This is a genomic window from Paracoccus sp. (in: a-proteobacteria) (assembly GCF_046289755.1).
GTDB lineage: Bacteria > Pseudomonadota > Alphaproteobacteria > Rhodobacterales > Rhodobacteraceae > Paracoccus.
In genome coordinates this window covers 79079-102975 of record NZ_JBKBVD010000002.1, presented here as the reverse complement: position 1 = coordinate 102975, position 23897 = coordinate 79079, and the positions used below count along the sequence as shown (strand labels likewise).

Sequence of the window (23897 nt, the reverse complement as noted above, 5' to 3'; positions counted from 1 at the left end):
AGGCCATGATGAACCGTTTGACACTCCTGACGGCCGCCTTCGCCGCCCTGACGCTGCCCGCCATCGCCCAGGAGGCGGGGCAGGTGTCGATGACCGATCGCGCGGGCTGGTTCGAGAACCCCTCGCGCCTGACCCAGAGCGGCGGTCAGCAGGTCTATGACGCGATCTGTGCCGCTTGCCACATGCCCGATGGCGAGGGCGCGACCGGCGCCGGGGCCTATCCTGCGCTGGCCGGGAGCGAAACCCTGCTGACGCCGGACTATGCGATCTATGTGATTTTGCAGGGTCACAAGGCCATGCCCCCACTGGGTGGCGTTCTGGACGACACGCAGGTGGCGGATGTGGTCAACTATATCCGCACCTCGTTCGGCAACGACTATGCCGAGGATCCTGCCACCCCCGACCGCGTCGCCGACGCACGCTGAGAGATGACGAAAGGAATGACCATGAAAACGACATTAGCTGCACTGGCCCCGACTGCACTGGCACTGGCCGCCCTGGCCCTGCCCGCCGCCGCGCAGGAACTGACCCGCCACCCGATCCCCAATTCCGATTTTCCGATCCTGCAGGCGGTCGAGGTTCCGGCGGGCATGACGACCGTTTACCTGAGCGGGACGGTGCCCGCCGTGATCAACGAGGATGCCGAGCCCGGCAGCCTCGAAGCCTTCGGCAATACCGAAGAGCAGACGGTCAGCGTCATGACCCGCATCCAGAGCCAGCTGGAATCGTTGGGCATGGACGTGGGCGACATCATCAAGATGCAGGCCTTCCTTGTGGCACCGGAAGGTGAAGCGGTCGATTTCGACGGCTTCATGGCAGGGTATCGCCAGTTCTTCGGCACTGACGAGCAGCCGAACCTGCCGGTCCGCTCGGCGATGGTCGTCGAAGCGCTGGTGAACCCCGCCTGGCTTGTGGAACTGGAAGTGACCGCCGTCCGGCCCTGACGTTTTCCTGCCCGGCGCAAAAGGCGCCGGGCAGGTCCGCCTCGGGCCACAGGCACCCGCCCGTCGCGGAGCGCCGCGAATGCAGGGGCACAGAGGGCGGTCCCTGTCCTGTGTCACCTGATGCCAGACCGAACCGGATGATGACGCGGGGCCATTCTTCCATGGCCGCTCAACTGCGTCCGGGCCGAAAGCCTTGTCTGTAATCGCTGCCAGCCCGCCGCCATAAGGTTTGACATCGCGGGTCAGACCGACCGGCAGAAGCAACGCCGCTGCGCTGCCCCCACCGACCAATCCGGCTCTAGGCGGGTTGAACGACTGCCTTTCGGTTCCACCTGATTGACGACCAGAGCGAAATCCCGATCAGGACCGCGCCGCCGAGCCCCGTGATCACCTCGGGAATATGCACGAGGGATTGGGTGAACATGACCACCGACAAGGCGATGATCGCGTAAAAGGCCCCGTGCTCAAGATAGCGGTACTCGGACAGCGTGCTGTTCTCGACCAGCATGATCGTCATCGAGCGCACATACATGGCACCAATGCCCAGACCGATGGCGATGACGAACAGGTTCTGGCTGAGCGCAAAAGCCCCGATCACGCCATCGAAGCTGAACGAGGCGTCCAGCACCTCAAGATAAAGAAAGGCGCCCAGACCGCCCCGCGCGGCGCCGTGCAACATCTCTTGCGAACTGTCCAGCAGCCCGCCAAGGACCTCGACCAGAAGAAAGGTCATCAATCCCCAGATGGCCGCACCAAAGAAGACCGTTCGCTCGGCCCCCTCCAGCAGGTGCGAAAAGCCAAGGACGAACAGCAGCACGACAGCCACCTCGACACCGCGGATGGACGCATATTTCGCCATGTGCCGTTCGATCCAGCCAACCCAGTGAACATCCTTTTCGTGGTCGAAGAAAAAGCTCAGCCCCACCATCATCAGGAAGGTCCCGCCAAAGGCCGCAATGGGCAGATGGGCATCATGCATGATCCGCGCGTATTCCTCGGGCTGGCTGGCCGCCAGCAGCAGCGCCTGCCATGGGCCTATCCCGGCGGCGATCACCACGATCAGCAACGGAAACACGATGCGCATACCGAACACCGCGATCAGGATACCCCAGGTCAGAAAACGTCGCTGCCATTCGGGCCGCATGTCTTTCAGCTTGTTGGCATTGACGATGGCATTGTCGAACGAGAGCGAGATTTCGAGCACCGCCAGAACAGCACATATAAAAAGGATCGACAGCATTCCGCCGAAGGTGCCGGTGGTCTGCCAACCCAGAAGCGCACCAAGCGCAAGGCCAAAGCCGGTCACGACAAGCGCCCATTTCAGATATGACAGGACCGAGCGGCCATGCATATCCGAATGCCTGCCTCCGGCCCGGGACGAGGTTCCTTGTGTCATTATGAAAGAGTCCAGACGGCTGGATAAAGAACAGGTGCCGACATCGCGAAAGCGCCGCCACTTCCGCCAGAGGGGCCCGGTCACCGCTCGACTGCGCCATGGCGCAGCTCGCATATAGTGCGATCTCGTGCCGTTCAGCAAGCCCGCAGGCTGTGCCCCAGCCCAGCAGCCGATACCGCAACGCTTCTCACGTCAGGCCCGCTCGACGACCAAGGCAAATCAGGCAGATTCGATACATGTCCCGAAGCGATGACAGGCGGACATGCCGCGCAACGGCCCGGACCACTTCGGAAAGTGGATCCGGGCCGCGCCGGAAAATCCTTGCGCCAGTTCTTCCCCGGCGTGATCTGGAAAACTACCCGTTCAGGGGGTCCCCAAGATCGGGGCATCCGGTCGCTAGATGCGCGCCTGCTCCTGCAGCGTCCTGACCTGTTCGGCTGTAAGATAGCCGCTTTCCGGCAGGCCATTGTCTCCCTGCCAACGTCCGATGGCACGCCGCGTCGATGATCCGAACACACCGTCCGCCTGTCCGGTCAGGTAATTCAGACTGATCAGCCGCTGCTGGATCTTGACGCGCTCGTCGCGGGTCAGGCCCAGCAAGTCCTCGTCAATCGCGGCCGCCCGGCTGCCGGTCGTCTCCGAGCCGCGTGCGGCTGCATCGGCGTTCAGGGCGCTGATCTGGGCCGAGGTCACATAGCCCGAGGCCCGCTGGCCGGTGTTGCGCTGCCACGCGCGGATGGCCTCGCGGGTTCCGGCACCGAACAGGCCGTCGGCCCCCTTCGTGTCATAACCCAGGGCCATGAGATCGCGCTGGATCTGTACCCGCTGCGTGCGCGTCAGGCCGAGGTTCAGCTCGGCCTGCGCGGACGAGATGTCGGGGTCGTTCGGCGCAGGGACCGGGACTGGGGCGGGGGCCGGGACTGGCGGCGTGGGTGTCACCGGCGTGGTCACGTTCGCGCCGCGCAGCAGGCGCGATTGTTCGGCAGTCAGATAGCCATTGCCCGGCTGCCCCGTCGATGTCTGCCATGCCGTGATCGCACGCCGGGTTCCGGCGCCGAAAACCCCGTCGATGCCCGAATTGTAATGGCCAAGCGCCGCAAGCCGTCGCTGGATGGCGACGCGGTCGGCCTGCGTCAGGCCCAGCCGGGCCTCGGCCTGCGCGGCGCTGGTCTCTGCCGCCGCGCCCGCCTCCAGCCGGGACAGACGCGTCCGCGCGTCGCGCGCATTCGGGCCCTGAGGATAGGTGTCCAGGTATTGCCTGTAGGCCGCGGCCGATCCGTTCCTGACGACCCCGTCCCAGAGCGCCTGCTCCTGAGCGGCCTGTTGCTGCTCCAGGATGCCCCTTGCGATGGTGCCAACGATATCCCCCAGCTTCTGGTCGGCCTGCGCCGCAGGCCCGGAAATGAAGATCGCACCTGCGATGATCGCGGAATAACAAAAGCGTCGCACCATTCTCTTCTCCTTCTGACGCGTGGCCAGTTCACAATGTGAATCCCGACGCCGACTATAAAGACAAATCTCGCCAGCCGGTTTCACGTTCCGAGGATGACTGACCCGTGAAACGGCACGGCAAGGTGAGGTTTCCCGGTCAAGGATCGCCCGCAGTCGCAGGTTCCGGCGCACCTGCAGGTCGATCGGCGTGTCGCCGCGCCGCAACAACCTCTGAATCCCTCATCCCTCATCCCTCGACCAGTTGCCAGAACCCGTATTTCCGCCCGTGCTTCTGCCTCAGCGCTGCGACGAACTGCTCATGGTCGGGAACATCGCCATAGTCGCCGATGTCCGGATCGCGTGACCGGCATTCGGCAAGGTGACGCGCGGCATAGCGGTAGCGCTTTGACTTGCCGCCATCCAGGGCATCCCCGATCATCGCCCGCCGCATCAGCGTGGCTGCAAGCGGGTGGCCGGCGTCAAGGGCGTCAGCCGCAGCCGACAGCGTTTCAAAAGCATTCCCGTCCAGCTCATCCGCCCGCGCCACGACCATCCGGGCCGCACGGTCCAGTCGGGGCCAGCCCACGAGGAAAGCGATCGCACAGCCCAGATGGGGATGCGCCTCGGCCAGATCCAGCGCCTTCTCTTCCGCCTCGATATCGTCAAAATCCGGAAGTGCTTTCAGGTAGGCCCGCAGGCTGCGCGCGCTGAGGGTCTGGCTGAACGTGTCCCACAGGTGCCGGGCAAGATCGTCATGCCTGCCAAGTTTCCCCAGGCATTCCTCGTAGACCTCATCAAGATCATAGCGGAACATCCGGAACGCATTGCCCGCATCGGCGGCACGGGCACGGATGACGATGTCGAAGGCCTCAGCCGTGCGACCGGCATCCAGCAACCGGCGCGCGACATCCGGGGCAATGGTGCCATAGGTCAGCTGCTCGGCGGAATAGCGGGCCATATAGGCGTCGACATCGCCCTGCGCATCGGCCACATCCGCCAGAATGACCGAGCCTGTCAGTCGACGGTTGCGCCGCGCGCTGTCAGCGGCCGAGGCGGATCGCAGGCCAATCCCGTCATACTGCGCCAGCTCCTGCGCGCCCGGCGGTGCGGCTGCCCATGCCGCGGTGATCTGCTTCAGATGCTCAAGCCCGCTATGGCCCAGTGCCTCTGCCAGCGCGGGGACGATGCCGTCGAACTCACCATAGCCCGCATCCGCGACAGCATCGAGGATCTGCTCGGCCAGCGCCTCGGGCGCGGCCGAGATCCGGGGCGACAGGGCCGCGATCATGTCCACGGCCTGCGCCATCACATCCCCGATCGCGCCGTTGCTGTCATCGGTGCGGGCATGGATCGACGGTGCCAGCTGCAGACACGACCAGAGCAGATCGAACGCCTCATCGGCATCCTGCGGCGCGATCGTGGCCTCGATCATCCCCAGCAGCCCGCCAAGATCGCGCACCAGCGCCTTTTGCCCGCGCCAGTCCAGATAACTGGTCGACCGCCGCAACGAAGCGAACCGTTTGCGGATGTCGGCGGCCACATCCCTGGGGCCTTGCGCGGCGCTGAGTTCCATCCGTGCCCGGCGCTGGAGGGCCGCACTGCCCTGCACCAGTTCCATGACCAGTGCGGCGAGCCGCTCTGCCCCCAGCTGTTCGAGGTTTGCCGTATTGAGGGTCTTTCTGGACATGCGTGTGTCTGGCCTGCGTTCCGGGTGCTGCAACGTCGAGACTGCCCGACCGGACATGCCGCAACAAGGCCATATGGCCCTGCCCGGCGCGCCCTCAGCCTGTCGCGCCTCGGGACGCGAGCCGGACGACGGTCTTTGGCGGCGGCGCACAGGCGTGATCTGACAGCGTCCGGGAAAAGCGGGTCCTGGGCGCAAGCCACAAGAAACGCGATCAAAAAACAAATTGATCTGATGATTGATACGTATCATCATAGTAACCTTCGCCGGGACGCGCGGACGATGCCGGTTCAGAAGAATCGACCAGTGAAGATCACCCGGATAACCGCGCGGGCCGTGAATGCCGAGATGCGCAACTGGATCTTTGTGCGGGTCGAGACGGACCAGCCCGGGCTGTATGGCTGGGGCGAGGGCACGCTGGAATAGAAGATGCGCGCGGTCATGGGCGCCATTGCCGATCCTGAACCGCTTCTGATCGGCACCGATCCGCGCGATATCGAACAGGCCATCCGGCGCATGCACAAGCATGGCTTCTGGAAGATGGGCGTGATCGGGGCCACCGCGATCTCGACCATCGAGGTGGCGCTGTGGGACATTCTGGGCAAAGAGCCTGGCGTTCCGGTCTGGCGTCTGCTGGGCGGGAAAGTCCGCGACCGGCTGCCGGTCTATACCCATCTGGGGCTTGGCGACCTGCGCGCGGTCCATGAGACGACGGACCCCGAGGCGCTGGCCGACAGCGCCCGCGCGGTCGTGGCGCAGGGGTATATGGCGCTGAAGGTCGTCTTTGTTCCCTATACGCATATCCTTGCCCCCACCCGCGCCATCGACCATTGCGCCCGCCTGATGCAGGCCCGGCGCCACCCCGTCCCGCCCGAGGTGCTTCACGCAGCGCATGCCGTTCTGCCGGATGGCACAATCGTGGACTGGTGACACGACCCCTTCGCACACCGCATTTCGTCGGGCTCTGGACGCGGACCTGTCGGTGCATGTGATGGAGACCGGCATCTGCATCTCGAACGCGCTGGCATGGAGCCCGGAGGACAGCCGGTTCTATTTCTGCGACACGCCGCAGCGGCAGTTGCGCGTCTATGATTACGACGCGCCAAGCGGGGCCATCTCCAACCTCCGGCTGTTCGCCGATCTGGGCGGCGATCCCGGCAACCCCGATGGCGGCACGGTCGATGGCGAGGGGTCTCTGTGGAACGCCCAGTGGGACAGCTGGCGTCTGGGGCGCTATGCGCCCGACGGCACGGTGGACCGCGTGGTCATGCTGCCGGTGCAAAAGCCCACCAGCGTGATGTTCGGGGGCGCCGATCTGCGCACGCTTTTTGTCACAAGCGCGATCTGGGATCTGGAAGGTCAGGCCCTTGCACGCCAGCCCTTGCCGGATCGCTGCTGGCGCTGGAGCCCGGAGTGGCCGGTCTGGCCGAAACCCGATTTGCGGGATAGGGCCTCCAGCGCCGCCATGCGCGCGCGGATTGTGAGGCTGACCTGACCGATCAGCCCCGTCACCTGCGGCGGAACGCGATCTTCAGCAGCGGCAGCACCAGCAGTGCCAGCGTGGCGATGACAAAGCCGCAGGCGACCGGGCGTTCCAGAAAGGTCATCGGATCCCCGCGCGAGACCAGCAGGGCGCGCCGCAGGTTCGTCTCGATCAGCGGGCCCAGCACGAAGCCCAGCAGCAGCAGGGCCGGGCTGAACGCCGCCACCGACAGCGCATAGCCGATGGCGCCGATGCCCGCGACCATGACGATGTCAAATGTCGATCCGCGCACCGAATAGACGCCCAGACAGACAAAGACGATGATGGCGGGATAAAGCCAGCGAAACGGAATGCGCAGCATCGACACCCAGATCCCGATCAGCGGCAGGTTCAGGATCAGCAGGAACAGGTTGCCGATGCCAAAGCTGACCACGAGGCCCCAGAACATGTCGGGATTGGCCTCCAGCATCATCGGGCCGGGCTGGATGCCGTGGATGACCAGCGCGCCCAGCATCAGCGCCATGATCGGATCGCCGGGAATGCCAAGGGTCAGCGTCGGCACGAAGGCGGTGATCGAGGCCGAGTTGTTGGCCGCCTCGGGGCCCGCCACCCCCTCGATCGCGCCGTGGCCGAAGCGTTCGGGATGGCGCGCGACCCGACGCTCCAGCGCATAGCTGAGGAATGACGAGATGGTCGAGCCGGTGCCCGGCAACGCGCCGAAGAACCCGCCCAGCAACGTGCCGCGCGTGATCGGCGCGAACAGGCGGCGCAGATCGTCGCGCGCCGGGATCAGCTGGCGCAGGGACACGCGGGCGGGCGGGCCGCTGCGTTCGGCCTTGCGGATATTGCCGATCACCTCGGCCAGACCGAACAGGCCCATGGCCAGCGCGACCAGATTGATCCCGTCCATCAGCTGGATCTGCCCGAAGGTAAAGCGCTGCGCCCCGGAATTCACATCCGTTCCCACGCAGCCCAGAATGACGCCCAGCACCACCATCGCCAGGGCCTTGGTCGCCCGCCCCTCGCCGATGGTCGAGGCCGCGACCAGCCCCATCACCATCATCGCCGCATATTCCGCCGCGCCAAAGCTGGTCGCCAGCCGCCCCAGCCAGCCCGACAGCAGCACCAGAATCACGATCCCCAGCATCGCCCCGGTAAAGGACGAGATCATCGCCGCGAACAGCGCCACCCCCGCCCGGCCCTGCTGCGCCATCGGATAGCCGTCCAGCGTCGTCACCGCCGATTGCGGCGTGCCCGGCAGGCGCAGCAGGATCGACGAGACCGCGCCGCCATATTGCGCGCCGTAATAGACCGCCGCCAGCATCACCAGCGCCGCCTGCGACGAGATGTAATAGGTGACCGGCAGCAGCAGCGTGATCGCGGCCATGGCGCCGATGCCCGGCAGCACGCCGACCACCGTGCCCAGCAGCGCGCCCAGCAGGCTGTAGATCAGGATCGAGGGGTCCAGCGCGACCGTCAGCCCCTGGGCCAGCCCGTCCATTGTCGTCATCTCAGCGGCTCCATCACCAGTTGCGGGGTCAGACCTGTGGCCAGACCGGAACCGACATGTTCAGCCCGGCAATGAACAGCAGCCAGACCAGCGCCGTGACCGCGACCGTCAGCACCAGCCGCCACAAGATGCCCCGGCGCGGCGCCACCGCGCTGGAGATCAGCACCGTCAGTGCGGTCGTGGCGACAAGCCCAGCCGGGTTCAGCAGCAGGCCGAACACCAGCAGCGCCGCCACGATGCCGATGGTTTCGGGCCATGCAAAGGGGCGCGACTGGCCCGGACGGCCAAAGGCGGGGATGGCAATCGCGGTGCCAAGCCCGGCCAGCGCCAGCCCCAGCCCGACCGGAAAGAACCCCGGCCCCATCCGGCGCAGGCTGCCCAGATCATAGTGCAGCGCGGCATAGCCCGCCACGGCCAGCCCCAGCAGGGCCAGCACCCCGCCCCACAGGATGTCGTGACTGTCGCGCTGCATCTTGTCGCCCCGTCCCGCGTCAGTCTGCGGCTTGCGTGGCGTCGATCACGCCGCCCCACATGGCGGTGTCATCCGTGATCCGCTGCGCCAGATCGTCCGGCGTGCCCGGCTGCACCTGCCAGCCCATGTCCAGCAGGCGCTGGCTGACCGTGGCATCGTTCAGGATCTGGTTCAGCTCTGTGTTCAGGCGCGCGATGATGTCGGGGTCAGTGCCTGCGGGGGCGATGAAGGCGTTCCACAGCTCGGCGCGGAAATCATCGGGCAGGCCCGCCTGCCCGGCCAGCACCGGCACATCGGGCACCTGCGCGAAGGGCTGGGCCGAGGTGATGCCCAGCATCTTCATGGCGCCCGCCTGCACCTGCGGCAGCGCCGCCGAGGGCGCCATGAAGCCGCTGTCGATCTCTCCGCCCAGGATCGAGGTGGTCACCTCGGCATAGCTCTGGAACGGAATATGGAACAGCTCGACCCCCGCCGCATTTGCGAACAGCTCGGCGGTCAGATGCGCGCCCGAGCCCTCGCCGACCGAGCCATAGCTGATCGCCTCGGGCTCGGCGCGGGCGGCCTCGATAAAGGTTGCGGCATCATCTGCCTCGAAACCGGCAGCCACGGCCAGCACCAGCGGGCTGGTGGCGATCAGGCCCACGGGGGCGATGTCGGTGGCCGGATCATAGCCCAGATCGGGGATCAGCCGCGGCGCCGTGGTCAGCGGGCCGTTGATATTGATGCCAAAGCTGTAATCGTCATCGCCCCGCGCCAGCATCTGCTGGACCGCGATCACGCCGCCCGCGCCGGGCTTGTTCTCGACGATGACGGGCTGGCCAAGCGCCAGGGCCAGCGGCTCGGCCACCAACCGGGCGATGGTGTCGGGCGAGGACCCGGCGGGAAAGCCCACAAAGACATGGACCGGCGCGGTGGGCCAGTCCTGCGCCATCGCCGCCGGGGACAGCAAGGTGCCTCCGACTGCGGCGACAAGGGCAAGGCTGCGGCGGTTACGAACGGTCATGGCAAGGATCCCCCCAGATGCAAACATGCTGCTTGTTCGACCTTTGAGGCTGCGGCGTCAATGCCTTGCGGCCCTGATCGACAAACGTTCCCCGGTCGCCACAATGATCGGATCCGCGTCCCCGACCCCGACCCCGACCCCGATGATCATCGTCGGCCACCATGGCTTGCCACCCCGGACAGAGGGCAGGCACAGCGCGCATCCATCCCGGACGGTCCGGACAATCCGCCGCGCTGTCCCCGTCCCATGGCTGGCCCGCGCAGGGCGGGGCGCGGATCCGTTCGGACAGCGCGCCTCTGGCGTGCGGCTTGGCGTGATCGGACCAAAGGCCCAGCCAGCGCCGCCCGGCTGCGGTCAGGGACACGCCCCGGCATCGCGCTCAGGGATTGCGATCTTCATGCGGCCCTCAGAAGGCCGGACCCGGGTTCAGACGGTCGACTGCGCCGGCCCCAAAGGCCGCGCGCCCCATGACACATATTGGCATGGACGCCCGCTCTCGCGTCGGAACCGGCCGCAGCAGGACGTGACGGCACGCGGCGCTGGCATCAAGCGGCGGCAGAAAGGCCCCCCTGCGGGACCCTGTCGCGGCACCTCATGGGGTACGTGCCGCGCACGTTCTGCCGTACCTCTTCGCGGCGGGACAGATTAGACCCGGGTTCAGATGATGAAAGGGCCAGCCATGACTGCGGATTTCTCGCTCAGCTATTTCTTTGATCCGTTGTGTGGCTGGTGCTATGCCAGCGCGCCTGCGCTGGCTGTGCTGGCCCGCCATCACGGCGACCGCCTGACCATGCGACCCTCGGGGCTGTTCGCCGCCCCGCGCCCGGTCTCGTCCATTGCGGATCATGCATGGACGAACGACCGCCGCATCGGCGCGATGACCGGGCAGACCTTCTCGGCGGCCTATCACCGCAATGTGCTGCTGGCGCCGGACGGCATCTTTTCGTCCGCCGCGCTGACGCGGGCGCTGGTGGCACTGGGGCAAAGCAACCGCGCATTGGAGCCTGCGTTTCTGCACGCAGCGCAGATCGCGCGCTATGTCGACGGGCGCGACACCTCACGCCCTGATGTGGTGGCCGGGATTGCCGCCATGGTGGCCCGTGCCCATGGGCACAACGCCCGGACGAGCGCGTGGCGGGCGCGGCTGGCTGAGGACGCCGCGTTGCACCGGGCCACCACTGCGAGGGTCGCCGGGTCACGGGACCAGATGGACCTGCTGGGCATCCGGGGCGTGCCGCAGCTTGCCCTGCATCTGCCGGACGAAACCCGCCTGATCGACACCAGCGCCCTCTATGCGGGAGGCGAGGCCCTTCTCTCCGAGGTCGCGGCCCATCTGCCGCAACGCCTGCCCTGACATCAGGCCGCGCGGGACATCGCTGTCACAGACCGCCGGGACCGAACAGGCACCTGTCCTGCAACTGGTGAAACGCGCTGATCCGGATGCGGAAGCGGAAGCGAGGGAGTATGCGATCACGCCATGTTATATAATAACATATTGTAATGGCAGAAAAATTTAGCGACCATCACATCGCTGTGATAATGTCCCGCTATGCGTGCCCCGGAAGATTAGATCTGATGGAGCTCACTCATGAAAACCTCTGCTCTTGCCGTCATCGCTGCGATGACCGCCACTGGCGCTTTTGCGCAGGACATTTCTCAGGCTGACAGCGAGTGGTTCACCGCCGGTCAGGCCACCATCGAACAGCGGCTGGCGCTGCAGCCCAACACCAACCGGGCACGCAATGTCATCCTGTTCAGCGCCGACGGCAACGGGGTCGCCACCAACTATGCGATCCGGCTGTTCGCGGGCCAGCAGGCCGGTGGTCTGGGCGACGATCACGTCCTGCCCCACGAGACATTTCCCAACATGGCGCTGGTCAAGACCTATACCGTGAACGGCCAGACGCCCGATTCGGCGCCCACCGCCTCGGCCATGCTGACCGGCGTGAAAAGCAAGAACACCATGATCAACGTCGATGGCGATGTCGCCGTGGGCGATTGCGCCAATCTGCCCGGCAACGAGCTGACCACCCTGTCGCAGATTGCCAAGGACATGGGCAAATCGGTGGGCATCGTCACGACCACGCGGCTGACCCATGCGACCCCGGCTGCGGCCTATGCGGCCACCGTGCACCGCAACTGGGAAGACGACAGCCTGATGCCCGCAGATTGCAACACGCAAAAGGACATCGCCGCGCAGTTGTTCGACGCAATGGAAAGCGGTCTGATTGATCTGGCCCTTGGCGGCGGACGTCAGCATTTCCTGCCGGCCGACGTGACCGACGATGAGGGTCGCATGGGCAAGCGCACCGACGGTCGCAACCTGATCGAGGAAATCACCGCTCTGGGCGGCCAGTATGTCTGGAACAGCGAGGGTTTTGCCGGTCTGGGCGCGACGGGCAACGCACCGATCCTTGGCCTGTTTGAAGCCTCGCACATGCAATACGAGCATGACCGCACCGACGAGCCGTCGCTGGCCGAGATGACCTCGGCTGCGATCGAACGGCTGTCGGCCAATGACGAGGGCTATTTTCTGTCGATCGAGGCGGGCCGCATCGACCACGCCAACCACGGCGGCAACCTGCACCGCGTGCTGAGCGACGGCGTGGCCTTTGCCGAGGCTGTGCAGACCGCCATCGACATGGTCGATGACAGCGACACGCTGATCATCGTGACCGCCGACCACGCCCATGCCCTTGCCTTCAACGGCTATTGCGGTCGCGGATCCGACATCACCGGCCTGTGCATGGCCGTCAATGACGAGGGTGTCGAACATACGGGAGAGCCGGAGCTGGCTGCCGACGGCAAGCCCTATACCGTCGCGGGCTATCTGAACGGCGCAGGTTCGGTTCTGGTCGAACAGGAAGACGGCAGCTTCTCGGGCACGCGTCCCGACGATCTGACCAACGAAGCGGCGATGGACCCCGACTATCTGCAGCAGGCGCTGGTGCCGATGGACTCGGAAACGCATTCGGGCGCCGATGTCGCCGTCTATGCGAAAGGTCCCTGGGCGCATCTGGTCGGCGGCACCATCGAGCAGAACGTGATCTTCCACGTCATGAACTACGCGATGACCGCCGAGTAATCCGCCGCATCACCACCGGGCGGGCCCTGCTCAGGCGGGGCCCGTCATTTGTCATAGACCTGTCAGGTTTACCTGCTACCCGACCGCCAAAGGAAGCCCGATGTCCCGACTGTCCCGCCGCACGTTGCTGTCGATCCTGCCCGCCCTGCCGCTTGTGGCCGCGCTGCCCGGCAGGGTGCAGGCGCAGGAGGGGCCGATCCGGCTGCGTGACCTCTATAACCGCGACCTGAGCTTTTCCGATCTGGCCCTGTCGCAGGAAGGGGAGCGCATCACCATCGCGGGTTTCATGGCGCCGCCCTTGCGGGCCGAGACGAATTTCTTCGTGCTGACCAAGATGCCGATGGCGGTCTGCCCGTTCTGCGAACCCGGCATGCCCTGGCCCGATGACATTCTGGCCGTCTATGCCAAGCGCGTCGTCAATGTGGTGCCCTTCAATGTGCCGCTGGAGACGACGGGCGTGCTGGAACTGGGCGATTATGTCGACCCGGAACTGGGCTTCTATTCCAAGGTCCGGCTGAGCGACGCGACCTATGCCCGTGCCTGAGACCGGCCATCCCGGTCTGGCGCTGACGGTGACGGGCCTTGATCTGAGGGCACCGGAAGGACGGTCGCTGGCCCTTGTCCCCGACCTGTCCATCGCCCCCGGCACCTCGGTCGCCATCCGTGGTCCGTCGGGCGCAGGAAAATCGACGCTGCTGCATGCGCTGTCGGGGCTGATGCGCCCTGCCGCCGGGCGGGTGCTGTGGGGCGGCAGCGACCTGACCGCGATGGATGACGCCGCCCTGACCCGGTTCCGGCGCGACCATGTCGGGCTGATCTTTCAGGATTTCCTGCTGTTCGAGGAACTGGGCGCGCTGGACAACGCAGCCCTCGCCGCAGCCTTCCTGCCGCGCGCAGACCGCGCGGCGCTGCGCCAGCGGGCGGCGCAATGGCTGGACCGGCTGGGTCTGGGACCGGCGGGCACGCGCCGGGCCGACAGCTTTTCGGGCGGCGAGCGTCAGCGGATCGCGGTTGCCCGCGCGCTGGCCAATGACCCGCCCGTCATTCTGGCCGATGAGCCGACCGCCAGTCTGGACCGCGCCAGCGCCGACCGCCTGATCGGTGATCTGGCCGCCCTGTCGCGCGGCACGGGCCGCACCCTGATCGCCGTGACCCATGACGCGGCGCTGTCCGACCGGCTGGACCGGGTCCTGACCATGGCCGAGGGCCGCATCGTCGAGGATACGGATGCATAGCGTGGCCAATCTCTGGGCGGGCCTGCCCGCCACCGCACAGGATATTGTGCTGGCGATCCTGCTGTTGCTGCCGGGTCTGGCGACCGGCGCGCTCGTGCTGCGCGGCTTTGCGCCGTGGCGGCTGGTGCGCGCGATGCTGCGCCGGTTCAGCGCCTCGAATGCGGTCTTTGTCGCGCTGATCGCCGTCTCGGTCGCCATCGGCGTGGGCCTCACCGCGCAGGAACGCGGGTTGCGTCAGGGCAGCGCGCGGGCGGCAGAGCGGTTCGACCTGATCCTTGCCGCGCCGGGCAGTGAGATCACCACCATGCTGGCCGCCGTCTATCTGCAACCCTCGGCCGTGCCGCTGCTGACCGGCGCGCAATATGCCGAGGTTGCCGCCAACCCCGATGTGGTTCTGGCCGCCCCCATCGCCTTTGGCGACAGCTATCAGGGCGCGCCGGTCGTCGGCACCACCGCCGAATTCGTCACCCATCTGGCCGGCGACCTGCCCGAGGGCCGGATGTTCGCCACCTCGGCCGAGGCGGTGGCCGGTGCCTATGCCCCCGTCGCCACCGGCGACAGCTTTACCCCCGCCCATGGCCACGGCCCAAGCGCCGAACACGATGCCCATGCAGGCGCCGATTATACCGTCACCGGACGCATGGCGCCCACCGGCAGCCCCTGGGACCGCGCCATCCTCGTCCCGGTCGAGGGCGTGTGGGAGGTTCACGGGCTGGCCAACGGCCACGCCCTGTCCGAAGGCGACCGCATCGGCCCTCCCTTTGACGCCGACTATTTCCCCGGCACCCCGGCCATTCTGGTCCGCGCCGACTCTCTGGCCGGTCACTATGCGCTGCAATCGCGCTATTCCCGCCCCGATATGATGGCCTTCTTTCCCGGCACCGTGCTGGCGCAGATGCACGGGCTGATGCGCGACGTGCGCGAGGCGATGTCGCTGCTGGCCGTGGTCACGCAGGTGCTGGTCACCGTCTCGATTCTGGCCGGGCTGGTCATCCTGACCCGCATCTTTGCGCGCGGTCTGGCCCTGCTGCGTGCCATCGGCGCCGGTCGCCGCTTTGTCTTTGCCGTGGTCTGGAGCTACAGCGCCACGCTGATCGCCGCCGGATCGTTGGCCGGGCTGGCGCTTGGCTGGCTGGCCGCCAGCGTGTTTTCGCGCATCATCACCGCCCGCACCGACATTCTGGTCACCGCCACGGTGACCTGGACCGAGGTGCATCTGGTCGCAGGATTCGTCAGCCTGACCCTGCTTCTGGCCCTGTTGCCCGCGCTGGCCGCCACGCGGCGCCAGCACATCGCCGATCTTCGCAGCTGATCCAAAAGGACCCCCTCCATGCGTCTCATTCCGCTTGTCGCCGCCCTGATCCTGACCGCCGCGCCGCTGGCTGCCCAGCACGGTCACGACCACCTGTCCGAGGCCGACGGGCTGCGCATTCTGCACGCCTGGACCCCGGCCACCTCCGGCCCCGAGGCGCTGATCTATATGGAGATCGAGAACGGATCGGACCACGCGCTGACCCTCACCGGCGCCGAGACCGAAGACGGGCAGCGGGCCGATCTGGTGGGCTATGAATATGTGAACGGCGTCGAAACCTGGCAGGTCCTTCCAGAGATGCCTGTCGCTGCGGGCCAGCATCTCGACCTTGAACCGCGCGGCCTTGCCCTGCGGCTGTCCAACCTGACCGCGCCGCTGGCCGAGGGTGACGAGTTGGAGATCGAGGTGATGTTCGGCGATCTGCATCTGGACGTGCATGTCGAGGTCGAAGCCGCAGGTGCCACCGCTCACCGCCATGCCGGTCACAGTCACTAGTCACCCGGATCTGCAGTTCGCCGCACAGGTTCTGCTGCGTTCGCTGGCAGAAGCGTCTGACCACTGACGGGGCAATGTCGCCGATGCTGCACAAAGCGCAAGCGATCCTCCGGGTCAGGTGCATTTCGCTCTGATCACGTCCCGGCTGGATCGGCGGCGTTTCCGCAGCACCGGGCGCGCCGCCCGCAGGGTCGGGGATCTGATGGGTCGCCTGATGCCACCAGACGCGCGGGCTGCCCGGTGAACAGCCAGACCTGAATGCGATCGCCACTAAGGCCGCTGTATCGCCGGAGGCATCGGCACGGCCTTCTTGAATCAGCCGAACGCCACATGTGCAGAGTTCGGTTCACCTGCAATTCTGCCGTCCAGTCGTCTGCCACCTTCACGGCGGAATTCTGTCCGGAGTACCGCCGACCGAAAGCAGGCGGCACTCCTGCGGCAGAACCCGGTTCTGCCGCAGGCCATGCAATCCCGCCTCAGGATTATTCCTGCGGCATCGCCTCGATCGAGATGGTCACCTGAACCTCGTCGGACACGGCAGGTGCGAACATCCCCAGATTGTAGTCGCTGCGCAGCAGCGTCGTGGTGGCATCAAAGCCCAGCCAGGGCTTGTTTTCCATCGGATGCGTGCCCTGCTGGTTCAGCGTGGTGTCCAGAACAACGGACTGGGTCACGCCGTTCAGCGTCAGGTCACCCGTGATCAGCGCAGTGGTGTCGCCCGTCACTTCGATCCCGGTCGAGACAAACGTCACCTCGGGGGCGGCGGCCTCTGATCCGAAGAAATCGCCCGACAGGAAATGTTCGTCACGACCCGCAAAGCCGGTCATCAGCGAGGCCACCGGAAAGCTGGCTTCGACCGACGAGGCTGCCGGATCCTCGGGGTCAAAGGTGATCACGCCGGTGATGTCGCCGAACATGCCGGTGGTGGTCGAAAACCCAAGGTGGTTGTAATCGAACACGATCTGGCTGTGCGAGGTGTCCAGTTGATAGGCCTGCGGCTCGGCCAGGGCGGCGCCGCCTGCAAGAGCGAAGGCGGCAATCAGTGCTGTGGTCTTGAGCATCATGGTCTCCTTTGAATATGTACGCAGGTTTCTCTGAAAGCAGGGCACGGGGCAACTGGCGATCAGCGAACATGACCTGTCAGCCTGCGCACAACCGCGTGGGGTCAGCGTTGTGCCCGCAGGCTGATCGCCAGATCGACCTGATAGCCCACGGTCGTCTCGTCGCCATAACCCGCGCCGACCTGCCAGTCGCGGCGGTCCATCACCGCCTGCCCCTGCATGCTGGCCACGCCATCGGTGAATTCCAGCGTGAAGGGCAGGATGACGGGCATCGTCTGTCCGCGCAGTGTCAGCGGGCCCTCGGCCACAAAGCCCGCGCCGTCGGGACGGATCGTGCCGTCGAAAACGGCGGTCGGATGGGCGGGCACGTCAAAGAATTCGGCCCCTTTCGCCTGATCGGTGACGGTGCCCACCGTGACGCTGTCCATATTGATCGTCACGCGGACATCGCCGGTGCCGGTGTCGGGATCGAATGTGATCGCCGCCGTCCAGTCGGAAAATCCGCCCTGCACGGCCGATCCCATCTGGCGCACCGTAAAGCCCAGCTCTCCGTCCAGCACCTGCCAGTCGGAGGCCGCCTGTTGCAGCTGGCCCGACGGGGCCGGGTCGACGGGCCGGGTCGCCACGGCCCATGCCGCGCCAGCGCCAAAGACCGCAAACGCGATCAGCGCGGGCATCAGATGGCGTGCGGCAATCCCGTCACCCGCAGGCCGGCCACGGGTCATCCGGGCCAGCACGCCGTCGCCGTCGATCAGCGCATGTTTCAGCGCCCCCGCCACATGCAGCGCGACCGACCCGATCAGCAGCCATGCAAAGATATGGTGGACCGAGGCCATGGTCATCGCCAGCGCAGGCGATTTCGGGACCAATGGCAGCCCCTGACCCAAAGGCCACAGGATCGGCGCGTAACCGTCCGTGGCCGCATGTTCGATCCAGCCGGTCACGGGGACCAGCACCATCGACGCATAGAGGGTCCAGTGAACCGCCTCGGCCATCAGCGTCTCGGCGCGGCGGCGGGGATGGACGGGCGCGGGACGGGTCTGGGTCAGCGCCCAGCCGATCCGCGCCAGCGCGACGGCCAGCGCCGCAATCCCAAGCGATTTGTGAAACGAGAAAACCTGCACCTTCAGGGCCATCTGGTCCAGGGGGATGCGGACAGCCCACAAGCCCAGGGCGATGTTGGTCAGGATCACGAATGCGGTCAGCCAGTGAAGGCTGCGGGCAACGCTGCCATAGCTGCGGAGGGTGTTCTGGCGCATGGAGGGCCTTTGATTTACGGTCACACCTGCCTTAACCCAGCCCGCGCGGCAGAGAAATCCGCCCCGCCGCACATGTGCTGTGCGGGTCGTCACAATCCGGTGCAAAGCCCCCCGAATATCCACGTCTGCGCGGCCAAAGCGGCAGATCAAGGCGTTAAGGGTCAGGTCTTGCCCGAACTCATCATGCAGGCTCAGACTCCTCCCCGAAAACCCACGAACCTGACGCAGGACCATCACCACAGGCTCTGCCAGTCCTGCCCAGACCATCTGTGATCCATCGGAAGGCGATGGGCTGTGGTTTTCCTGCCGCGCTTCGACCCCGATCCTTCAATGTGCCAGAGGGCAGGGCATCCCATCTGCACTGCCGCATCGGTGAAAGCCGGTTCCGACCTTCGCTTCTGCAAAGGACATATCGCGGGGTTCACGACCTGCAATGACATGGCGGAACGTGTCGATTCAGCTCTGGTCTCCCCGATCTCGACCGGCCTGACGTTACAGAGCGATGGTATCATCGGGGCCGGGCCACATCACAGGGTCGCCGCGGGACCTGTCGCGGCACTCGCCACCCCTGGCGCTGCGTGGTAATGGCGGCCTTGGCTGGCCCGATACCGCACAGCTGATCCTGGACCAATGTCGTCCCTGCCCAAGACAGAAAGACAGCGCCCTATGTTCAGTCAATCCTCCCTCGGACGTTTCACCATTCTTGCGACTGTGTTTATCGGCACATTCGCCTTTGCGCTTCTTGCGGTTTTTGTTGCCTCATGGCTGGCGATTCCGGCGCTGGCGCTGGCGTTCCTCAGCCTCGTGGGAATCCATGATATCTATCAGACACAGCACGCGGTGCTGCGAAACTATCCGATCGTCGGGCATATCCGCTATATGCTGGAAAGCATCCGCCCCGAGATCCGGCAATACCTGCTGGAAGGCACGCATGACGAAGAGCCGTTCAGCCGCGAGGCCCGCAGTCTGGTCTATCAGCGTGCCAAGGGCGTCGAGGACAAGCGCCCGTTCGGGACCACGCAAAAGGTCTATGAGGCGGGATATGCCTGGATCACCCATTCGGTCGTTCCGCGCCAGATCACCGATACCGATTTCCGGGTCAGGATCGGCAATGCAAGCTGCACGCAGCCTTATGACGCCTCGCTCTACAACATCTCGGCCATGAGCTTTGGGGCGCTGTCCGGCAATGCGATTTCTGCCCTGAACGCTGGTGCCCGGCTTGGCGGCTTTGCCCATGACACCGGCGAGGGGGGCATCAGCCAGTATCACCGCGCCGGGGGCGGCGATCTGATCTATCAGATCGCATCGGGCTATTTCGGCTGCCGCACGCCGGATGGTCGTTTCGATCCGCAGGCCTTTGCCGCGCAGGCCGCCGATCCGCAGGTCAGGATGATCGAGATCAAGCTGAGCCAGGGCGCCAAGCCCGGACATGGCGGAATGCTGCCCGCCGCCAAGATCACCCCCGAAATTGCCCATGCCCGCGGCATTCCGATGGGCATAGACTGTATCTCGCCCGCCGCGCACAGCGAATTCTCGACGCCGATGGGTCTGGTGCAGATGATCGGACGGCTGCGCGAACTGTCGGATGGCAAACCCGTCGGCATCAAGCTGTGCATCGGTCACAGGCGCGAATTCATGTGCATCGTCAAGGCGATGCTTGAGACCGGCATCGTGCCCGATTTCATCGTGGTGGATGGCAAGGAGGGCGGCACAGGCTCGGCCCCGCTGGAGTTTGCCAACCGGGTCGGCATGCCGATGCGCGAGGGGCTGCATTTCGTCCACAACACCCTGCGCGGTGCGGGGCTGCGCGATCAGGTCAAGATCGGGGCCGCAGGCAAGATCGTCAGCGCATTCGACATCGCGCGCGTGCTGGCGCTGGGGGCGGACTGGTGCAATTCGGCGCGGGGCTTCATGTTTGCGATCGGCTGCATTCAGGCGCAGGCCTGTCACACGAACAAATGCCCGGTCGGCATCGCCACCCAGGACAAGCTGCGCCAGCGCGCGCTTGACCCCGAGGACAAGGGCCAGCGCGTGGCGCGGTTTCATCGCAATACCCTGCATGCTTTGGGCGAACTGGCCAGTGCCGCCGGGCTGGATCATCCGACCGAATTTCTGCCCTATCATCTGATGTTCCGGCAAGAGGCGAGCAGTTTCATAGATGGCAACGAGATGTTCGCGTATGTTCCCGAAGGGTTTCTGCTTGCCCCTGAACGGCACCCCGATCTGGCCGAATGGCATGACCGATGGGACCGTGCATCGGCGCAAAGCTTTGCGCCGCCGATGATCCCGCATGGGCCGTTCACGCGAAGCAAGCCAGAGGCCATTCTGGCCCTAAGCGCGGGCTAGGCTCCGGGACAATCGACTGGCCGCCAGCAAGGAACGGTTGCCGCAACGTGTTTGCCTTGAGGGACAGCCTGCCGCGTCGGTCATACCCCGAGACGACGCGGCGCCCGGCCTTCAGGCGGCCAGACATGATCCGGGCCCGCGCGTCCACACCTCCATGTTCAGGCTGTTCAGAACCACGGTCTTCAGAATTTCTGCAACCTGCGGGCGCGGACATGCGTTGGCCCGCAGCAACCTCTCCGTTGAACCGGCGTGGGCCATTCCGTCAATGCAAGAGGTTAATCCATGAACAGCACGCTGGATCACATGACCGGACCCGAAAGTCCGGGACGCGGCATATCGCGCCGGCAGCTTCTGGCCGGGGGGATCGCCGCCGGCGCGGCGGTGACGATCAGCGGCTGCGGCCGGTCGGCAGTGCCCGCAGAGGGCCGCGTGAACGTGGCGATCATCGGCGGCGGCATCATGGGCGCGACGCTGGGGGCCATGATCAAACAGCTGCAGCCTGACTGGCAGATGGCCATGTTCGAACGGCTGGACGCCCCCGCGCGCGAAAGCTCGGGGGTCTGGCACAATGCGGGCACGGGCCATGCGGCGCTGTGCGAGCCGAACTATACGCCGGTCGAGAACGGTCAGCTGAACATTGAACGCGCCATCCCGGTGAACGAGCAGTTTCAGGTGACGCGGCAGTTCCTGGCCTCGATGGTCCGCATCGGCGAGATGAGCGAGCCGCGCCGGTTCATCAACTCGGTCCCGCATATGGGCTTTGGCCTGGGGGCCAGCCAGCAGGAATTCCAGCGGCTGCGCCATGAACGGCTGACCGAGAACCCGCTCTGGGCCGGAATGGAGTTTTCGGCAGAACACGGCCGGATCGGGGAATGGGCGCCCCTGCTGGTCGAGGGCCGGGACCCGGCCGATCCCATCGCTGCGACATGGCACCCGATGGGCACGGATGCAAACTGGGGCGAGGTCACCCGCCAGCTGGTGGCCTCGTTCGAGGCGCATGAGAATGCGCAACTGCTGCTGGGAACCGAGGTCGAGGATCTGGAACGCAATGCCGACGGGTCCTGGCGCATCACCTTCCGCAACCGCGAGTTCGATACCGGGCTGCGGGCCATCGACGCGGACCGGGTCTTTAACGGCGCAGGCGGTGCGGCCCTGCTGCTGCTGCAAAAAAGCGGCATCCCCGAGTCGAGGGACTATGCCGGCTTTCCGGTTGGCGGGTCCTTTATCGTCAACGAAGACCCGGCGGTGGCCGGGCGGCATCTGGCATGTGCCTATGGCCGGGCAGAGTCGGGCGATCCGCCGATGTCGGTGCCCCATCTGGACACCCGCTACATCGACGGCGCGCGCAAACTGTCGTTCGGGCCCTTCGCGACCTTCTCGACCAACTTTCTCATGCATGGCAATCCGACGGCGCTGTTCCGGTCGATCAACACGTCGAACCTGCGCCCGATGGTCAGTGTCGGGCTGAACGATTTCGGGCTGGTCACCTATCTTGCCGGTCAGGTGATCCAGACGCACGGCGCGCGCATGGATCAGTTGCGAAGCTATTTCCCTCAGGCCCGGGATGATGACTGGCGGCTGATACAGGCGGGGCAACGGGTGCAGATCATCAAGCGCACCGAAAACGGCGGCGGCAATCTTCAGTTCGGCACCGAGCTTGTCACCTCACAGGATGGCACCTTCGCGTCCCTGCTGGGCGCCTCGCCCGGCGCATCAGTGGCGACCTCGATCATCCTCGATGCCCTGGCGCAGATGTTCCCCGAGGAATACGCCTCGCGGGAATGGCAACGGGCGCTGCGTCGGCTGATCCCGTCCATCGGCACGACGCTGCACCAGAACCCCGACATGCTGTCGGATGTCTGGGCCTATACCAACGAGTTGCTGGAGCTGCGCAGTCCCGACGAACTTCGGCAGATGACGCTCTAGCTGATCGGTCCGCTTTGGCCTACGGTCCGCGCGGACCGATCAGCATCAGCCCGGAAAGCGCCAGCAGGAAGGCAGCGCCGGACGCGACGGTGCGGACCCCGTTCCAGACCTGCCATGGCCCGGAATAGGCTTGCCAGATCGCCGTGGCGCTTTCGACATCATCGGGGATGGCGACCGCCGCCAATGCCTCGTTCATCGGAACATTGACCAACATCGTCAGCACGAGGCCCAGGCCCAGATAGACGATCGCAGCCGCCGCGAACGCGGCGGCGCTGCGCCGGTGGTGCCGGATCAACAGCAGCCCCGCGACCGCCGCAAGCGCAAACGGGGTTCCGAAAAACGCCGGGGCAAAGACCGCATTCCTCACCGAGGCGTTCATCGCCTGCATGGCGCTGATCGCCACGCGCGGGTCAGCCGCGTCCAGCCCCCACATGGTCGAACAGACCCACGCAAAGAAAAATCCAAAGATCGCGGCATTCAGTGTCAGCGCCAGAAAGATCATGGCGCAGGTCAGATGCTTCATCTCCGCTCTCCGGTTCAGTGGCGTACAGATCAATACGCCTTTCACTCAGACGTACCCAAGTGTACGGGAAAAGGGAAGAACTTTCGGCGGCCTCCATGAACGAACGCGAGCGACAGGAACGACACAGCGCAATCAGCCGCGCGGCCTATGACCTGCTGGCCGGACATGGCTATGCCGGCACCTCGATGCTGCGCATTGCCACGGCGGCGAAAGCCTCGAACGAGACCCTCTATCGGTGGTATGGCAACAAAGAGGGGCTGTTCCGGGCGATGGTCGAGGACAATGCCGCCGAGACCCGCCTCGTGCTTTTGCGCGCGCTGGAGCACGGGGGCTGTCCGCGCGAGACGCTGGAACGCGTCGCGCCGGTCTTTCTCGGGATGCTGCTGGGGGACCGGGCGATCCTGCTGAACCGTGCCGCTGCCGCCGACCCGACCGGAGAACTGGGCGCCGCCATCTCGGCCGGGGGGCGCGCGCAGGTCATGCCGCTTGTGACCGGGGTTATGAACCGGATCTGCACCGACAGCGACCTCCAGCCCGCAGAAGCCACCCGGCTGTTCATCAGCCTGCTGGTCCAAGATCGGCAGATCAGGCGTATCATTCACAATTGCCCGGCCCCGTCGCAGGCAGAGATTGACGCCAGCTGCGCCAGATCAATTCAGATCTTCTACCGGCTGATTGACAACGGGGCAGGCAGCGGTCCCCGCAGCCGGTCAAATGCATGATCCTTTCCTG

Annotated in this window: 22 protein-coding genes; 13 read left to right on the top strand and 9 right to left on the bottom strand. The window is 65.7% G+C overall.

All coding sequences use genetic code 11. The features are described from left to right. The first annotated feature begins 8 nt into the window (after positions 1 to 8). The gene (locus tag ACK41U_RS01285; RefSeq protein WP_409674738.1) at positions 9 to 425 is read left to right on the top strand and encodes a c-type cytochrome; all 417 of its coding nucleotides are present in this window, start codon (positions 9 to 11) and stop codon (positions 423 to 425) included. 21 nt (positions 426 to 446) lie between these two features. Continuing rightward, positions 447 to 944, top strand: coding sequence for a RidA family protein (locus ACK41U_RS01280; protein ID WP_409674735.1), 498 nt, complete (start codon positions 447 to 449; stop codon positions 942 to 944). Positions 945 to 1242: 298 nt separating this feature from the next. Here ACK41U_RS01280 and ACK41U_RS01275 read toward each other — a convergent pair whose 3' ends face one another. The 3 genes from ACK41U_RS01275 to ACK41U_RS01265 form a co-directional block, all read right to left on the bottom strand. Next, positions 1243 to 2295, bottom strand: coding sequence for a DUF475 domain-containing protein (locus ACK41U_RS01275; protein ID WP_409674732.1), 1053 nt, complete (start codon positions 2293 to 2295; stop codon positions 1243 to 1245). Positions 2296 to 2736: 441 nt separating this feature from the next. Further along, entirely contained in the window at positions 2737 to 3792 is a 1056-nt protein-coding gene (locus tag ACK41U_RS01270; protein WP_409674729.1) for a peptidoglycan-binding protein, read from the bottom strand. Positions 3793 to 4018: 226 nt separating this feature from the next. Then, a complete protein-coding gene (locus ACK41U_RS01265; RefSeq protein WP_409674726.1) occupies positions 4019 to 5458 on the bottom strand; it encodes a DUF6880 family protein in 1440 nt (479 codons plus the stop codon). Positions 5459 to 5884: 426 nt separating this feature from the next. Here ACK41U_RS01265 and ACK41U_RS01260 point away from each other — a divergent pair, with 426 nt between their 5' ends. Continuing rightward, positions 5885 to 6385, top strand: a complete 501-nt coding sequence (locus ACK41U_RS01260) for a hypothetical protein (RefSeq protein ID WP_409674723.1) — start codon at positions 5885 to 5887, stop codon at positions 6383 to 6385. Then, complete coding sequence (locus tag ACK41U_RS01255; RefSeq protein ID WP_409674720.1) at positions 6348 to 6950, top strand: SMP-30/gluconolactonase/LRE family protein; 603 nt, start codon at positions 6348 to 6350, stop codon at positions 6948 to 6950. Before ACK41U_RS01260 ends, ACK41U_RS01255 begins: the two co-directional genes overlap by 38 nt. Before the next feature lie 13 nt (positions 6951 to 6963). Here ACK41U_RS01255 and ACK41U_RS01250 read toward each other — a convergent pair whose 3' ends face one another. Genes ACK41U_RS01250 through ACK41U_RS01240 form a run of 3 tightly spaced genes read right to left on the bottom strand, consistent with a single transcriptional unit; the run spans position 6964 to position 9923 of the window. Beyond that, a complete protein-coding gene (locus tag ACK41U_RS01250) occupies positions 6964 to 8448 on the bottom strand; it encodes a tripartite tricarboxylate transporter permease (protein ID WP_409674717.1) in 1485 nt (494 codons plus the stop codon). Positions 8449 to 8476: 28 nt separating this feature from the next. Further along, positions 8477 to 8920: a tripartite tricarboxylate transporter TctB family protein gene (locus tag ACK41U_RS01245; protein WP_409674715.1), complete on the bottom strand. Its 444-nt coding sequence runs from the start codon at positions 8918 to 8920 to the stop codon at positions 8477 to 8479. Positions 8921 to 8939: 19 nt separating this feature from the next. Continuing rightward, positions 8940 to 9923: a Bug family tripartite tricarboxylate transporter substrate binding protein gene (locus tag ACK41U_RS01240; RefSeq protein WP_409674712.1), complete on the bottom strand. Its 984-nt coding sequence runs from the start codon at positions 9921 to 9923 to the stop codon at positions 8940 to 8942. A gap of 679 nt (positions 9924 to 10602) precedes the next feature. On the opposite strand from ACK41U_RS01240, the gene ACK41U_RS01235 reads away from it, so the two are divergent. The 6 genes from ACK41U_RS01235 to ACK41U_RS01210 all read left to right on the top strand — a co-directional run bounded on the left by ACK41U_RS01235 (position 10603) and on the right by ACK41U_RS01210 (position 16050). After that, a complete protein-coding gene (locus ACK41U_RS01235; protein ID WP_409674709.1) occupies positions 10603 to 11277 on the top strand; it encodes a DsbA family protein in 675 nt (224 codons plus the stop codon). Between the two features lie 234 nt (positions 11278 to 11511). Beyond that, a complete protein-coding gene (locus tag ACK41U_RS01230; protein WP_409674706.1) occupies positions 11512 to 13008 on the top strand; it encodes an alkaline phosphatase in 1497 nt (498 codons plus the stop codon). Between the two features lie 100 nt (positions 13009 to 13108). Beyond that, a complete protein-coding gene (locus tag ACK41U_RS01225; protein WP_409674703.1) occupies positions 13109 to 13552 on the top strand; it encodes a hypothetical protein in 444 nt (147 codons plus the stop codon). Further along, positions 13539 to 14243 (top strand): ABC transporter ATP-binding protein, encoded by a 705-nt coding sequence (locus ACK41U_RS01220; protein WP_409674700.1) that lies wholly within the window; start codon positions 13539 to 13541, stop codon positions 14241 to 14243. Before ACK41U_RS01225 ends, ACK41U_RS01220 begins: the two co-directional genes overlap by 14 nt. Position 14244: 1 nt before the next feature. Next, the gene (locus ACK41U_RS01215) at positions 14245 to 15555 is read left to right on the top strand and encodes an ABC transporter permease (RefSeq protein ID WP_409674697.1); all 1311 of its coding nucleotides are present in this window, start codon (positions 14245 to 14247) and stop codon (positions 15553 to 15555) included. An 18-nt stretch (positions 15556 to 15573) separates the two neighbouring features. Then, positions 15574 to 16050, top strand: coding sequence for a copper chaperone PCu(A)C (locus ACK41U_RS01210; RefSeq protein ID WP_409674694.1), 477 nt, complete (start codon positions 15574 to 15576; stop codon positions 16048 to 16050). A 482-nt stretch (positions 16051 to 16532) separates the two neighbouring features. Here the strand turns inward: ACK41U_RS01210 and ACK41U_RS01205 are convergent, their stop codons facing one another. Both ACK41U_RS01205 and ACK41U_RS01200 read right to left on the bottom strand, forming a co-directional pair. Beyond that, entirely contained in the window at positions 16533 to 17111 is a 579-nt protein-coding gene (locus ACK41U_RS01205) for a YceI family protein (RefSeq protein ID WP_409674691.1), read from the bottom strand. Positions 17112 to 17215: 104 nt separating this feature from the next. Beyond that, positions 17216 to 18370 carry a cytochrome b/b6 domain-containing protein gene (locus tag ACK41U_RS01200; RefSeq protein WP_409674688.1) on the bottom strand — a complete coding sequence of 385 codons (1155 nt, stop codon included), beginning with the start codon at positions 18368 to 18370 and terminating at the stop codon, positions 17216 to 17218. Positions 18371 to 19036: 666 nt separating this feature from the next. Here ACK41U_RS01200 and ACK41U_RS01195 point away from each other — a divergent pair. After that, a complete protein-coding gene (locus ACK41U_RS01195; protein WP_409674685.1) occupies positions 19037 to 20716 on the top strand; it encodes an FMN-binding glutamate synthase family protein in 1680 nt (559 codons plus the stop codon). A gap of 282 nt (positions 20717 to 20998) precedes the next feature. Beyond that, on the top strand, positions 20999 to 22642 hold the full coding sequence (gene mqo, locus ACK41U_RS01190; RefSeq protein ID WP_409674682.1) for a malate dehydrogenase (quinone): 1644 nt from the start codon (positions 20999 to 21001) through the stop codon (positions 22640 to 22642). A gap of 19 nt (positions 22643 to 22661) precedes the next feature. On the opposite strand, the gene ACK41U_RS01185 is transcribed toward mqo, so the two are convergent. Continuing rightward, positions 22662 to 23165: a DUF1772 domain-containing protein gene (locus ACK41U_RS01185; protein ID WP_409674679.1), complete on the bottom strand. Its 504-nt coding sequence runs from the start codon at positions 23163 to 23165 to the stop codon at positions 22662 to 22664. A 95-nt stretch (positions 23166 to 23260) separates the two neighbouring features. On the opposite strand from ACK41U_RS01185, the gene ACK41U_RS01180 reads away from it, so the two are divergent. Next, positions 23261 to 23887 carry a TetR/AcrR family transcriptional regulator gene (locus ACK41U_RS01180; RefSeq protein WP_409674676.1) on the top strand — a complete coding sequence of 209 codons (627 nt, stop codon included), beginning with the start codon at positions 23261 to 23263 and terminating at the stop codon, positions 23885 to 23887. Positions 23888 to 23897 lie beyond the last annotated feature (10 nt).

What these genes read in the sequence shown, in the direction of transcription:
- ACK41U_RS01180 (WP_409674676.1), top strand. Translation starts at nt 23,261, where the DNA reads ATGAACGAACGCGAGCGACAGGAACGACACAGCGCAATCAGCCGCGCG.
- ACK41U_RS01280 (WP_409674735.1), top strand. Translation starts at nt 447, where the DNA reads ATGAAAACGACATTAGCTGCACTGGCCCCGACTGCACTGGCACTGGCC.
- ACK41U_RS01220 (WP_409674700.1), top strand. Translation starts at nt 13,539, where the DNA reads ATGCCCGTGCCTGAGACCGGCCATCCCGGTCTGGCGCTGACGGTGACG.
- ACK41U_RS01185 (WP_409674679.1), bottom strand. Translation starts at nt 23,165, where the DNA reads ATGAAGCATCTGACCTGCGCCATGATCTTTCTGGCGCTGACACTGAAT.
- ACK41U_RS01225 (WP_409674703.1), top strand. Translation starts at nt 13,109, where the DNA reads ATGTCCCGACTGTCCCGCCGCACGTTGCTGTCGATCCTGCCCGCCCTG.
- ACK41U_RS01235 (WP_409674709.1), top strand. Translation starts at nt 10,603, where the DNA reads ATGACTGCGGATTTCTCGCTCAGCTATTTCTTTGATCCGTTGTGTGGC.
- ACK41U_RS01205 (WP_409674691.1), bottom strand. Translation starts at nt 17,111, where the DNA reads ATGCTCAAGACCACAGCACTGATTGCCGCCTTCGCTCTTGCAGGCGGC.
- ACK41U_RS01200 (WP_409674688.1), bottom strand. Translation starts at nt 18,370, where the DNA reads ATGCGCCAGAACACCCTCCGCAGCTATGGCAGCGTTGCCCGCAGCCTT.
- ACK41U_RS01245 (WP_409674715.1), bottom strand. Translation starts at nt 8,920, where the DNA reads ATGCAGCGCGACAGTCACGACATCCTGTGGGGCGGGGTGCTGGCCCTG.
- ACK41U_RS01210 (WP_409674694.1), top strand. Translation starts at nt 15,574, where the DNA reads ATGCGTCTCATTCCGCTTGTCGCCGCCCTGATCCTGACCGCCGCGCCG.
- ACK41U_RS01285 (WP_409674738.1), top strand. Translation starts at nt 9, where the DNA reads ATGAACCGTTTGACACTCCTGACGGCCGCCTTCGCCGCCCTGACGCTG.
- ACK41U_RS01240 (WP_409674712.1), bottom strand. Translation starts at nt 9,923, where the DNA reads ATGACCGTTCGTAACCGCCGCAGCCTTGCCCTTGTCGCCGCAGTCGGA.
- ACK41U_RS01250 (WP_409674717.1), bottom strand. Translation starts at nt 8,448, where the DNA reads ATGACGACAATGGACGGGCTGGCCCAGGGGCTGACGGTCGCGCTGGAC.
- ACK41U_RS01275 (WP_409674732.1), bottom strand. Translation starts at nt 2,295, where the DNA reads ATGCATGGCCGCTCGGTCCTGTCATATCTGAAATGGGCGCTTGTCGTG.
- ACK41U_RS01195 (WP_409674685.1), top strand. Translation starts at nt 19,037, where the DNA reads ATGTTCAGTCAATCCTCCCTCGGACGTTTCACCATTCTTGCGACTGTG.
- ACK41U_RS01260 (WP_409674723.1), top strand. Translation starts at nt 5,885, where the DNA reads ATGCGCGCGGTCATGGGCGCCATTGCCGATCCTGAACCGCTTCTGATC.
- ACK41U_RS01270 (WP_409674729.1), bottom strand. Translation starts at nt 3,792, where the DNA reads ATGGTGCGACGCTTTTGTTATTCCGCGATCATCGCAGGTGCGATCTTC.
- mqo (WP_409674682.1), top strand. Translation starts at nt 20,999, where the DNA reads ATGAACAGCACGCTGGATCACATGACCGGACCCGAAAGTCCGGGACGC.
- ACK41U_RS01255 (WP_409674720.1), top strand. Translation starts at nt 6,348, where the DNA reads ATGCCGTTCTGCCGGATGGCACAATCGTGGACTGGTGACACGACCCCT.
- ACK41U_RS01230 (WP_409674706.1), top strand. Translation starts at nt 11,512, where the DNA reads ATGAAAACCTCTGCTCTTGCCGTCATCGCTGCGATGACCGCCACTGGC.
- ACK41U_RS01265 (WP_409674726.1), bottom strand. Translation starts at nt 5,458, where the DNA reads ATGTCCAGAAAGACCCTCAATACGGCAAACCTCGAACAGCTGGGGGCA.